The sequence below is a fragment of the Fannyhessea sp. C0108B2 genome (genome assembly GCF_056583915.1).
In genome coordinates, this window is the sequence record NZ_JBWPJQ010000010.1 from 1 (window position 1) to 12,771 (window position 12,771).

The following is a 12,771-nucleotide window of genomic DNA, read 5'->3' on the forward strand; positions in this document are numbered from 1 at the left end:
TTATACGAAACGTCTTCTGGTAAATTAGCATCTTTGTCTACTTCATCTTGTAAAGGCTTGGTGTCTACACCGTCGAGGGCTGCGGCTGCAACTTTAAGAGTCTGGAGAGCCTTATCAACAAGAGCTTGCTTCTCTTTTTGAGACTTGCCTGCGTATTGTTTACCTGTGCCTTCAAGATCACCTAATTGAGAGATAAGGTCTTGTGCATCTGTGAGCGCTTTATCAAATGCAGATTGCTTGTCCTTTGAAGCGTTCTTATACGAAACGTCTTCTGGTAAATTAGCATCTTTGTCTACTTCATCTTGTAAATCATTAGTGTTTACACCATCTAAAGCTAAACGAGCTTTAATAAGCTTATCGAGCGCAGCGTCGATTTCTTTCTGTTCAGCTGCTTCTTTATCTGCAGTAGAAATATCAGCGTTCTCAGCACCATTCAAAACCGTTTGAGCTTCATTCAACGCTTTATCAAACTCATCTTTCTTAGCTTTAGAAGATGTGTTGTAAACAGAGTTGCCTGGGGTCTTAGGATCGGTTTCACTTGGCTTGAAGGTCTTATCGGACTCAATCTCTTTGCTAAGAGCATCGGTCTTTAGACCAGCACTTTTTGCATCAGGATCAATATCGCGCATTGCTTTTAGAAGGTCGTTATACAGCTCATTAACCTGATCCGCATCCTTAGGATCGCCCTTAGCTTTATCAAGTACAGCACCTGCAGCAGTAGAAGCATTATCAAATGCGGTCTTCTTTGCAGGATCACCGTTCTTGTACTTTTCACCTTTAGCAAACTTATCCGCAATGATCTTCAACTCTTCAAGACGAGCCATAGCATTATCGGTGTTTGCAGCGTTAGCAAGTACATCATCAATATCATCAGACGTTGTGCCATCAGCATTGGTGTGATCACCAGCATCAGTATCTTCAATAATCTTCTTGAAAGTTTCCTTCTGCTTATCATTAAGATGCGTGAACTCATCAATCTTCTTTAGAGCTTCGTCAATCTTCTTAGCTTTCAAAGCACGATTAGCAATAGCAGTTGGGTCGCCAATCTTCTTTGCATTATTGATGTCATCAATAGCCTTCTGCTTGTCAGCATCCGGGAGATTGCTATCTTGAATGCGCTTCTTCTGAGCTTCCTTTTCTTTATTAAGTTCAGACTGATCGTCATATGTGTTCTGAGTAGTATCGCGCTTAGGCGTATTATTCTTGATGGCTCCCTTAGCAACATTAAGCGAAGTATCTACACCATTAACAGCTGTCATGATGTCAGAAGGCTTTGTTGCGTTGTTCACAGTAGTCTTAGCATCATTGATTGCCTTAATAGCCGCGTCGTACTTATCCTTGGCTTTCGCCTGTTGATCAGCTGCTAAAGCATTGTATGCTGCATCAAGTTCTGCTTTCTTAGCTTCAAGCTTCGCAATACCAGCATTCTTAGCATTCTGCTCGTTAATGCTATTCTGACGCTTAGCAGCATCGAGAGCTGCGCGGATATCAGCTGCAGTAGGATTCTGCTTTGCAAGAGCATCTTCCAAAGCAGTGAGCGTGCTATCCTTCTGAGCTGAATCAGCACCGATTAGCTCCTTAAGAGCTTTATCGTCGTTGTCGCTTTCTCCCTTGCCGTGGCTTAAGAATGGAAGCGCGCCTTCCTTCAAAGCACCTCGAGCGTCGTTAATCGCCTTGGCCTTGTCGAGAATCTTCTGAACGGCTTCAGGAGTTGTGGCACCATTTGGATCCGCTCCCGTACCATCACCGTTTATCTCGTTCTTGAGAGCCTTTTTCTCTTCATCACTCAGATTATTGAGCTTGTCAATCTCCTCAGAAGCTTTCTTTTTTTCATCTTGAAGCTTTTGCTCTTTTTGCTTTTCCTCTTCTTTTTGCTTCTTGTCTTCGGCTTCTTTCTTTGCGTCGCCACCACCCTTGTTCTTGTTTATCGTTGCCTGGGTATTCGGGTCGGTAGATTTTGCATTCTCCTTGCCCTTTTCAGCAGCTTTTTTCAGAATTTCTTTAATCTTGTCGGGAGTGGTCGCTGCCTCAATCTGCTTCTTATATTCTTCTTTTTGCTCTTTCGTTAAGTTAGGATTACGGTCGATTTGCTGCTCAGCGTCCTTTTTCATCTGCGCAAGCGCATCAGGCGATGGCGTAGGAGTAGGAGTAGGATCTGCAGCCTTTTTCTTGTATGTTACAGGAACAGTAAACAGCTGATTCTTATTTTTGTCAGTGAAAATAAGCGTCTTAAGATCACTGTTTGTGTATTTAATCGTTGAAATACCTGTTGCGTTAGTATCGGATGCAGGCTCCATTAAGACGGTATCTGTTTTTGGCTTGAGACTCGTAGGAACGGTATACGGCACCTTATCTACTGCTAGTGAATCCGTGCCATCGTAATTGGCTTTCAAGAATGCTTCCACAGCTTTCTTGAAATCATCTGCAGACGGATTTTCTGGGTCGGTAACTTCAATATCAGGAATTGGATTGTACTTGCGCTCAGCTTTCTTGGCATCGGTAAGCTTGCGAATAAGATCGCGCAGATCCTTTTCACTCATACCGTCAATCTTGCTATCATTCAGCTGATCAGGATCCACGATACCAGCGCGTTTCAAGTCGTCGTCGGTAAGCCCATCATCTTTACGCTGCTTCAGCAGTGCTTTTGCTTGCTTCTTCAAATCATCGATCGTGGTATCTTTTTGAGGTTGAGTACTGCCTTTTTTGACGTACAAATCGCTGGCTTTTATGGTAAACAGCTGCCCTTGCATATCAGCAGACCAATCGCCATCACTACCATCATCTTGCATCCACTGGTGACCATTTACTTGGATGCCAAAGCCATCAGACAGCTGTATAGACATTACAGGTTGAGTATTACCTGTGCCATCCCAAGATCCCATATTCACAGTGCCTTGCTTTGGAGTCCAGGTCGCTGCTATTGGAATACTATCGTTTACATTAGCCAATTCGGAATCTTGAACATTGTCATAGTTGTCTTTGACGAACTGCTTCATAGCCTTAATGGCGTCTTGAGCAGTTGGTGTATCGCCATCAATCTCCGTCTTTGTAACCTTATATGTGAAGGTATTTTTCGGATGTTCTGCATCCGTTTCTGTCTTAGTTTCCGTAGAAGGTGTCTGAGGAGTTTGCTTATTAGCTTTCTGCTTAAGGAATACGCTCATTGGATACTTAGCGTCTTTGTAGTTGTCGGCGTGGAATACTACTACGCCCTTACCATCTTCTATCTTAAATTCAACATCTTTGATTGTGACAGGGGTCTTGTTGTCCTTTGCATCTTTTGCTACACATTTTTTCAATTGATCTTTAATTGAATTCAAACTCTGTCTGTTAATAGGGTCCGTTAAGTCCGTATCCTTAGCATTAAATGGATCGAAATTAACACTTGATTGGTTTTGAGGCGCTTCAACAATGAACTCTTTTTCGGCAGTAGGAGTTGGAGTTGGCGGCTGAGGATTTGGAGTTGGAGTTTCAGCCTTCTTCGTTAAGAATTGCCAAGAAGGAATCTCTGTTGTTGAACCGTCTGCCCAAGTAATAATAGCGTTCTTGAATTCTTTATCAAAGCTTACAGGAGTTTTACCGTCTTTCTTAGCTGCAGTATAGACATCCAAGTCAACGTTTGCTTTATCAAAAGCATCGGTTACTTGCTTTTGCTCTTCTGTAGTCAAGCTAGAAAGATTCTCAACCGCAATTGGATCAGGAACAACATACGGAGCCCAGTCGGCAATCGTTGCTCCTTGACACACCAGTTCAGAGGCGTCAATTTCAAGCTTTGAGCCATCTTTGTACGTAACAACGAGCTTCGTGCCGTCATCGTTGAACTTGATGCCGTCAGGATCAGCTTTCACATGCTCGTTAAAGTCTTTGTTGTCTTTGTTGGCATCCTTAAGTGCGGCAATTACCGCCTTTTTGTCAGCGTCAGTAAGCTTAGACGGCTTCACAACGGGTGTGCGCGCTGGCATGATAGGCTTGTACTTATCTCTGTCTTCTTCATTCTTAAAGACAAGCAAATCGGCAGAAATTGTGCGTTTGGACTGGTCTTTGAAGGTGATAGTAGCCACGCCCTTATCAGATACTTCCACTTTATCCACTAAGTCCGAATAATGCTTCGTATCTTTATTAGCTGTCGCAATTTTGCCTTTAATCGTGTCTTGCTCGTCGGGGCTTACTTTTTTAAGATCTTTAACAGGTGTAAGCTCAGGATACTTCAGGTCGATATGGTCGGCGATGCGCGGTGTATTGTGCTTTTGGCCTATGGCATAGTGCCAGTTACCTGCAAAGCGATAAACACCAGCAGCAAAGCGAAGTGGATTCTCATCGCGCTTTTTCCAGGCGTCATCGGTCATTTCGGCGACATAAGTCATATCATACCAACGTTGACCAGCAGATTCCCAATCTACAAATATACCCTTAAGACCTTGAGTTTGGTTTTGATATTCTCCCCATTGTTTTGCGGTATTGCCCTTATCATCATAACCCTTACTGCCTTTGGCATCCAAGCCCATAAGCTGTTTCCAGCCCTTGCTTGCAAGAATTTTTTGATCACTAAAATAATAATTAGAAATATTATTCCATTGCTTAGGGTTGTTAAAATGTTTGTCCGAGACAACTCCATAACCATTAGCGTCTGTAGTAATATACTGGGAAGAACCAGCAGGTTTAACCTGCTCCTTGCCGTTTTTTGTTAACTTTTCTATACGCTTAAATTGAATATCTTGAGGATCTTTTAAACCAGCAGGAACGCCAAACCACCACATTGGGCGGAATCGCCAGTCGTCAGCTGTACCGCCGTCCTTATTGCAATTAGAAAGATAATGGACGCGAACAAACTTACCAAGCGGGTCTTTGCCCTCATCCTTGCCCGCCTTAGCATGCTCAAGAGTATCGTAATAATCCACCTCAAGGTGGAAACGAGCTTCTGTATATTGTGCATCAGTTTTGAAACCATAATAAATGTTGTTACCTGTGCCGTCTACATAACCATCGGCATAGGCTAATGAACTAGGCAAACCCCCCAGAAGCATGGTACCTGCAAGAATGGCAGAACATGCGCCCGCAGAGAGCGCGAGGCGCGAATTTTTAGAGAGCTGATTTATATACGGCTTATGAGAACTGTGCTTAGGTGCCAATTTGCTCATGGTGTCTCCTATCAAGTATTGCCTGGGCACAAGGCCTTCATGAAAAGGTCTCATCAACTTAGATGTATTCTTATGATACATCAACACATAATAAACAACTTTTATTTTACCCTTTTTTAACTTTTTTTAAAACTATTTTAAGCTTATAAATTATTTTGTTGCTTAAAATAATGGTGCCAATCTCTACGACTTTTAAAACTGTTATTCAATTTCACATTAAATCTTTTTGGACTGCTCTAGAACTCATGAAACTATCAAAAAAGGTACTTTTCAGCATATGCCGAAAAGTACCTTAACTAGCACATATTATACAAATGTTTTTATAGCAAAATAGCTACAAAACTACGCGCATATTTTGGCATAAACGCCAAAAACAGCAAAAAATTAGTTCCAGCCTTTGTTGTCGCAACCAAAATCGCGGATAAGCTCACATGCGCGCTCCACAATTGCTTCACGTCCAGGCTTTAAGATCTTACGAGGATCAAAGCCCTTGGGCTCTAAGTCTTTACCCTCTTCTACATATTTACGAACTGCAGCGGTAAATACTTGTTGGAGCTCGGTATTAACGTTAACTTTGGAGATACCCATAGAAATTGCTTTTTGAACTTGCTCGGTAGGAATACCGCTTCCTCCGTGAAGAACCAAAGGAAGATCGCCAACTTTTTCTTTAATCATAGAAATACGCTCAAAGGAAAGGCTCTTCCAGCTCTTAGGATAAACACCGTGAATGTTACCAATACCACAAGCAAGTGCGTCTACACCAAGATTAGCAAAGATTTCGCACTGCTCAGGATCCGCCAATTCACCTGTGTTGGTTACACCGTCTTCGGTACCACCAATGCCACCAACTTCTGCCTCAACAGAAATACCTTTTTTGTGGCAAAGCTTAACAATTTCTTCGGTGCGCTTACGATTGAGATCAAAATCGTTCTCACGAGAACCGTCGTACATAACAGAGGTAAATCCTGCCTCGATAGCCTGAAATACTTCTTCGTAGTTACCGTGATCGAGGTGCATAGCAACAGGAACTGTAATATTTTTAACTTTAACTAATTCTTCGACCATGTCTTTAACAAGCTTGAATGAAGTTTGCCATTTAGCAGCTCCACCTGTGCACTGAACAATAACAGGAGCCTGCTCTTTTTCAGCGGCGTCCAAAATTGAAGAAGCCCACTCAAGATTGTTGGTGTTAAATGCACCAATAGCATAATGTCCTTGCTCTGCGCTGCGAAGCATAGAAGATGCAGAAACGAGCATGAAAGTACCTCCTTGACGTACCAACCGTTAGCATTCATATATATAATACCTTTTTCTTCATAAGAGTAACGTAGGTATTGTAACTTATACGAAATATATACGAAACTTCACGAATACCGATGTGATATAACGTTTTATCACGGATTATCTGATCATTTTTGCTTATGGTGACACATTACATTTGAAGGCAATTTTGATGAAATGAGCCAAATGTATACAATTTCATGCTCATCATGTGACACTTCTATTGTCTTTGTTTGCACGCGAACATTTAGCGACATATTTTATACCAACAAGCCTGCGATGTGTCTTTACCACGCAAACGCATCAGTGGGCGCTTGATAATAGGCAAGCCATGAGGGATCATGAAGCTTAAAGAGGGTAACTGATAGCCCCGACATATTTAAGCTTGTCATATATGTTCCAACTTTTACATCGATAATATTGAGCCCTTCAAGATCAAGCAGTTGCAGTATGTCATGCGTGAAAATAAGCTCCTCTTCGCGCGTGCAGCCACCCAGATTGTTTACAAGCACAATATAGGGGTCGTGAGTATGCCAGTGGAATTTTAAATTGAGCTTATTTACCAGCTCAACGGCTAATTTTTCAGACGATTCAAAACCAATAGTACGATAACCTTCTTCGCCATGAATACCAATGCCATAAGAAATATCATGGTCATCGAGCTCAAACATGGGCTCTGTTTTTCCTGGTAGCGTTGCTGCTCGGCTTGCCACACCAAGCGTGGCAATACATTCAGAAATTTGATTCCCCATGTACACCAAGCTATCAAGATCAACTTTTGCCTGCGCCGCAGCGCCCAAAATTTTGTGCATAAGCACGGTACCTGCCACACCACGTTGACGGCGCGTAAACGAACTAGACTCAATAGAAATATCGTCGTGAGAAATTACATACTCAACGTTCATGCCCATCTCACGAGCCTGGCGTATAGCACTCCCAAAGTTTGTAACGTCTTCTTCAAAGTTTTTAATGATAACAAGTAAACCCGTTTTGTCGTTATACACCGTTTTAATACCCTCAAGGATGTGCTCGGCTGAAGGAGGTACAAAGATTGGACCCTCTACGGCACAACTAAGCATTCCTTGGCCAACATATCCAAAGTGCGCAGGCTCATGACCCGAGCCACCGCCTGACAGCAGTGGTACACAGTCTTTTGTTAGATTTGTACGATATACAATGCCTGTTTCTTTTTTGTACTTAAGTTTGGGATAAACATCAGGCAAAACGCTCAGCATATCTTCAACAACGTTCTCTGGCTGATTGATAATCTGTATCATAATGCTTCCTGTTCTGTATTTTGCTTATGAGGCTGCGCTAGAGCGTATTGTCCGAAATAATTTGTAACGTAATGTTTATGGTATTCTTGCACATCTTAAACAATATCTCACGGTTAAAATTTTCATGCATAACATGATAGCGAATAACGTTAGAAAGCGCGATGCTGTGATAGCTTATATACGGAGCAATGTCTATATCTGCACCGTTCAGCTCCTCGTCAAAGATTTTGCGTATGAGTTGGGCGCAGTAGTCCAAAAAATAGGTTGAAAAGTCGTTTTGATCAACAATCTTAAATAATTGTGCATAATAATGCATGTGTTTTTCAAAAAAGTAAAACACTTCTTGCAGCAAGTCCAGACCACTCAAAAAGTCGAGCCGATCGGAAATTTGCTCGTGAAGATCGTTTTGGAATATCCAATCTACCAGGTCGTATTTGTCGATAAAGCAATCGTAGAAGGTTTGCCTACGGATCTGTGCGCGTTTCATTATCTGGCTTACCGATATTGAATCGAACGTGCGACATTCAATTTCTGTTTTAAACGCATTTGCAATTTTCTTTTTGGTGATGATCGACCCGGACATGCACTTTATCACCTCCCACGTGTATCAACAGTATATAAATTATTACGGAAAATGTGACTAAGAACAATGGACAAGGAGTATAAGTTGTCCACTACAATCAAAAAAATTCCTTGCATACAATAACACTAACAAGAATGCAAAGCGTACAGATGCAAGTGGTTACTACAAAAATAGGCGCGCAGCACGTGATACGAGGTTTGCACAACTACGCGCGTATCAGGTTTCTGCCTAGCAAGGCTCAGCACCAGCAGTACCAACGGTTATCTGCACGTTTGCAGTAAACTTTTACAGAAAGGTTGGTAGCCATGAAAAAGATTATCAACGATCCCACTACCGTTGTAGATGAGATGTTGCAAGGCCTCACCTTTATTCACAGCGATGTGTTGCGTCGTGCAGAAGGTTTCGACGTTATTATGCGCCGCGCTGAAAAGCAAGGTCACGTTGGCATTATTTCGGGTGGTGGCTCGGGTCATGAGCCTGCACACGCAGGGTTTGTAGGTGAGGGCATGCTTTCTGGTGCCGTATGTGGTGCCGTGTTTACGTCTCCTACACCCGACCAAATTTTGGAGGCAATTCGCCAGGCAGACGAGGGTGCTGGCGTATTTATGGTTATCAAAAACTACTCAGGCGATATCATGAACTTTGAGATGGCACAAGAGCTTGCCGAATCCGAAGATATCAAGGTAGCAAGTGTTGTTGTAGACGACGATATTGCTGTTGAAGACAGTTTGTACACACAAGGGCGCCGCGGCGTTGCAGGAACCATTTTTGTACATAAAATTTTAGGCGATGCGGCACGTCGTGGTTGCACGCTTGAGGAGATTAAAGCGCTTGCCGATGACATTGTTCCACGTATTCACACAATTGGTTTGGCACTTTCGGGTGCAACCGTGCCTGAGGCTGGAAAACCTGGCTTTGTTCTCGCAGAAGACGAAATTGAGTTTGGTATTGGTATTCACGGTGAGCCTGGTTACAAGCGCGACAAGATGGCTCCGTCCAAAACCTTTGCACAAGAACTCTTTGGAAAACTGTATGAAAGCTTTAATTGGGATACCAATAAAAAAGTTGCTCTTCTTGTTAATGGTATGGGTGCAACTCCACTTATGGAACAATACATTTTTGCGCACGATGTTGAAGAACTTTTAGCCGAAAAGGGCATTGAAGTTGCATTTAAGAAACTTGGCAACTATATGACATCTATTGATATGGCGGGCTTGTCGCTTACCCTTATGCAGGTAACCGATAACGACGTTAAGGCGCTTAACGCACCTGTTAATACACCAGCTTGGTAGTGATGACATGGAAACTCAAGTAACTGTAAAGTGGCTCTTAGCCTTTGATAAAAAAATTCAAGAAAACAAAACCTACCTTACCGACCTTGACACCCCCATTGGTGACGGTGATCACGGCGCAAACATGGCACGCGGCATGGAGTTTGTGCGCAAAGCGCTCGAAGAAAAACCACCTAAAACAGCAGCTGAAGCCCTTAAACTGTGTGCAATGCAACTTCTGAGCCACGTTGGTGGTGCATCAGGTCCTCTGTACGGTTCGGCATTTTTGGGCATGAGTATGCATGCAAACGATAGTCTTCCCGACATGTTACAATGCGGACTCGATCAAATCCAAAAGCGTGGTCATGCCGAGCTGGGAGAAAAAACCATGGTTGATTTTTGGAGCCCAGCTATTGAACAGCTACGCCGTGGTGAACTTACCTGCGACAGTATTAAAGCTCTGGTAGACGCTACTGCACCTTTGCGCGCAACGAAGGGTCGTGCTTCATACACTGGCGAGCGCTCGTGCGGTCATATCGATCCTGGCGCAGCTTCATCTGGCATGCTCTTTTGCGCCCTTCTTGAGCAAGGAGTGTAGTATGAGCACAACAGATGCACAAGACACTGGCAGCGTTGGTATTGTTATTGTTTCGCACGTACCCGAAATTGCACTCGGCGTAAAAAAGCTGGTGGATCAGGTTGCCCATGATGTAAGTATTACCTATTGTGGCGGTACGGCAGACGGTGATATTGGAAGTACGTTTGATGTGGTTTTAGGAGCTATCGAAGAAAACACCGCTGATACGCTGCTTGCATTTTATGACTTGGGAAGCGCAAAGCTCAACTTGGAGCTTGCGTGCGAAACGTGTACAAAAAAAGTGCTTATGCAGCCAGTTCCTATTGTTGAAGGTACGTTTGCCGCAGCTGTGTTACTCCAGGCAGGCGCTGCGCTTAGCGAAGTCTTAGACGAGTTAGAACCCCTCAAAATTACTAAATAATCTTCTTGAAATGAGATGAATAGTTAGGTGTAATTGCTAAAAGGAGGCACGTATGAATGCTCTTATTGGTGAATTTTTTGGCACTATGATCATGGTGTTGCTTGGTAACGGCGTTGTAGCAGGTAACATCTTACACAAAACAAAAGAGGAAGGCACTGGCTGGACGGCCATAGTCCTCGGCTGGGGTGTTGCAGTAACCATTGCCGTATATATTGCAGGTGTTGTATGTCCCGGTCACTTAAATCCTGCAGTAACTATTGCACTTGCCGTCGCTGGTATGTTTCCTGTTGAGCAAGTACCCAGCTTTGTTCTTGCGCAAACGCTTGGCGCAGCTGCTGGTGCTGTTTTAGTGTGGCTGCACTACTACCCACACTGGAAAGAAACCAAAGACGCTCCCACCATCTTGGGTTGTTTCTCAACTGCTCCTGCCATTAGGCACACCTGGTCTAACGTACTTGACGAGGCACTTGGTACCGCTGTACTGGTTATTTGCGTTATGGCATTAGGTCCAAACAACCTTGCGAGCGGCCTTGGTCCTATTGTTGTTGGTTTGGTAGTTATCGTTGTTGGTTTTTCTCTTGGCGCAACAACTGGTTATGCTATTAACCCTGCTCGAGACCTTGGTCCTCGTATTATGCACGCCATTTTACCTATCACAAACAAAGGCGACTCCGACTGGGGTTATGCATGGATTCCTGTTGTTGGCCCAATCGTAGGCGGCGTTTGCGGTGCATTGTTGTATCAGGCATTTTTAACGCTTATGTAGGCTGATATGATCCTTTGTCTACCTGTTTGTTACAGCCTCAGCTTTTGCTGTAACTCTTGGTGTAGTTGCACTTCTAGCGTTAATTGTGTTTGAGTTTGTGACTTAAGTTTTGGTTGTAGCAACGTTTGCACTGCCTTGCACCATAGGTGTAAGGCAGTGCGTTTTTATGGCGTATGGGCGTTTAGACGTATAGGCGTTTTTTGGCGATCACATTCCCATGGAATGCGGTGTGTATTAAAAAGCTACACCCAAACATCTTTTGTTCTCAATATGGCCTATGTATGTTTTGATACGCATTTATACTGAAAACTGCAAAATGTATACAATTTCATGCTTATCATGTGACACTTCTATCGTCTTTGTTTGCACGCGAAGATTTAGGGATATATTTCAAATACACCTATGAGCTAAAGGACAATCTATGGATAACCATCAGCTTCAACAAAAGCAACTTTTTACACGTGAACAGCAGAAAGAACAAACGACAACGTATCTGAACAAGCCTCAAAAAGAGCAAACGTTACGCGATGTGGAGCAGCAACGCAGTGTGGATCAACAACGCGGTATGGATCAACCGCAAGAAATACATGCCGCTACCAAAAAAGGCATGCTTAACGACGTGTCATTAGTGGCCATTATTGCCAGTACGCTTGCTTCTATTACTTCATTTGTTCTGTCTTCGCAAATAGGACTCACAGGATCACTTATAGGAGTTGGCGTAGCAGCAGCAACATCAGCGCTTGCATCGCAAGTATGCAGCTCTGTCTTAACTGCTACGGGTGAAAAAATTAAAGCACAACAGGCACAACAGGCACAACAGGCGCAAAGCCATGGTATAAACCTCAACAACAACCACTACGAAAAAACTCAATACCGTGACATGCGCTATCCTACGCCACTTGCACCTCAACATTTACGCATAGCAGCAGCGCGGCAAGCAAAACGGCGCCTTGTGCTTATCAGCGTAACAAGCACATTAGTAGCGCTTGTATGCGTTGGAATTTACGCGGCAGTAGTTATGTTTGCAACGCATGGCGAAGGCATTGGCTCAAAACAAGTCTTAAACTCAAACTCTTTATCTGCGGCTTTGGCATCTAAAAAACCCGAGAACGCCGAAAAAACCACTGCAAACGCTTCTAAGAAAAACTCAGCCGCAAATAAGCAGAACAAAGACGCATCGGCAGATCAAAATATGCCTGATACAAACGCTTTAGACAAGGATTCTCAAAAGCAGACAACAGACGTCAAAACAGAGCCGGATGAAACTAATCAACAATCTGATGAAAAACACAAAGGCACTGAGGACAAACACAAAGACGCTCATAAGGAAAAGACGCATTCCAACAACGATAAATCGCAAGGAACACAAAACAATCAGCAAAGCGATGCTCAGCAAAAAGCATCAAAGGATGCCGCTGATAACTAGCACTCTCTACACGCCGCACGCCTCATATGCA

At 43.4% G+C, this 12,771-nt stretch carries 9 protein-coding genes; 5 read left to right on the forward strand and 4 right to left on the reverse strand.

What is annotated here, in order from left to right:
* The 4 genes from AC1DBT_RS05465 to dhaS form a co-directional block, all read right to left on the reverse strand.
* Positions 1-5,138: MiiA motif-containing surface protein (locus AC1DBT_RS05465; protein ID WP_480018927.1), on the reverse strand; the 5,138-nt coding region annotated here is incomplete at its 3' end.
* A gap of 384 nt (positions 5,139-5,522) precedes the next feature.
* Positions 5,523-6,395, reverse strand: coding sequence for a class II fructose-bisphosphate aldolase (locus tag AC1DBT_RS05470; RefSeq protein ID WP_480018928.1), 873 nt, complete (start codon positions 6,393-6,395; stop codon positions 5,523-5,525).
* 311 nt (positions 6,396-6,706) lie between these two features.
* Positions 6,707-7,696, reverse strand: coding sequence for a DhaKLM operon coactivator DhaQ (dhaQ, locus tag AC1DBT_RS05475; protein ID WP_480018929.1), 990 nt, complete (start codon positions 7,694-7,696; stop codon positions 6,707-6,709).
* Between the two features lie 37 nt (positions 7,697-7,733).
* Positions 7,734-8,279 (reverse strand): dihydroxyacetone kinase transcriptional activator DhaS, encoded by a 546-nt coding sequence (gene dhaS / locus AC1DBT_RS05480; protein WP_480018930.1) that lies wholly within the window; start codon positions 8,277-8,279, stop codon positions 7,734-7,736.
* Between the two features lie 305 nt (positions 8,280-8,584).
* Between dhaS and dhaK the strand changes: the two genes are divergently transcribed.
* The 5 genes from dhaK to AC1DBT_RS05505 all read left to right on the forward strand — a co-directional run bounded on the left by dhaK (position 8,585) and on the right by AC1DBT_RS05505 (position 12,740).
* Positions 8,585-9,571, forward strand: a complete 987-nt coding sequence (gene dhaK, locus AC1DBT_RS05485; protein ID WP_480018931.1) for a dihydroxyacetone kinase subunit DhaK — start codon at positions 8,585-8,587, stop codon at positions 9,569-9,571.
* A 7-nt stretch (positions 9,572-9,578) separates the two neighbouring features.
* On the forward strand, positions 9,579-10,148 hold the full coding sequence (dhaL, locus tag AC1DBT_RS05490; RefSeq protein ID WP_480018932.1) for a dihydroxyacetone kinase subunit DhaL: 570 nt from the start codon (positions 9,579-9,581) through the stop codon (positions 10,146-10,148).
* A 1-nt stretch (position 10,149) separates the two neighbouring features.
* Entirely contained in the window at positions 10,150-10,548 is a 399-nt protein-coding gene (dhaM, locus tag AC1DBT_RS05495) for a dihydroxyacetone kinase phosphoryl donor subunit DhaM (protein ID WP_480018933.1), read from the forward strand.
* 52 nt (positions 10,549-10,600) lie between these two features.
* The gene (locus AC1DBT_RS05500) at positions 10,601-11,314 is read left to right on the forward strand and encodes an MIP/aquaporin family protein (protein WP_480018934.1); all 714 of its coding nucleotides are present in this window, start codon (positions 10,601-10,603) and stop codon (positions 11,312-11,314) included.
* Between the two features lie 421 nt (positions 11,315-11,735).
* The gene (locus AC1DBT_RS05505) at positions 11,736-12,740 is read left to right on the forward strand and encodes a hypothetical protein (RefSeq protein WP_480018935.1); all 1,005 of its coding nucleotides are present in this window, start codon (positions 11,736-11,738) and stop codon (positions 12,738-12,740) included.
* The last annotated feature ends 31 nt before the right edge of the window (positions 12,741-12,771 follow it).

Excerpts from the sequence above, each read along its gene's own strand:
- dhaK (WP_480018931.1), top strand. The coding sequence starts at position 8,585 with ATGAAAAAGATTATCAACGATCCCACTACCGTTGTAGATGAGATGTTG.
- dhaL (WP_480018932.1), top strand. The coding sequence starts at position 9,579 with ATGGAAACTCAAGTAACTGTAAAGTGGCTCTTAGCCTTTGATAAAAAA.
- dhaQ (WP_480018929.1), bottom strand. The coding sequence starts at position 7,696 with ATGATACAGATTATCAATCAGCCAGAGAACGTTGTTGAAGATATGCTG.
- AC1DBT_RS05505 (WP_480018935.1), top strand. The coding sequence starts at position 11,736 with ATGGATAACCATCAGCTTCAACAAAAGCAACTTTTTACACGTGAACAG.
- dhaS (WP_480018930.1), bottom strand. The coding sequence starts at position 8,279 with ATGTCCGGGTCGATCATCACCAAAAAGAAAATTGCAAATGCGTTTAAA.
- AC1DBT_RS05470 (WP_480018928.1), bottom strand. The coding sequence starts at position 6,395 with ATGCTCGTTTCTGCATCTTCTATGCTTCGCAGCGCAGAGCAAGGACAT.
- dhaM (WP_480018933.1), top strand. The coding sequence starts at position 10,150 with ATGAGCACAACAGATGCACAAGACACTGGCAGCGTTGGTATTGTTATT.
- AC1DBT_RS05500 (WP_480018934.1), top strand. The coding sequence starts at position 10,601 with ATGAATGCTCTTATTGGTGAATTTTTTGGCACTATGATCATGGTGTTG.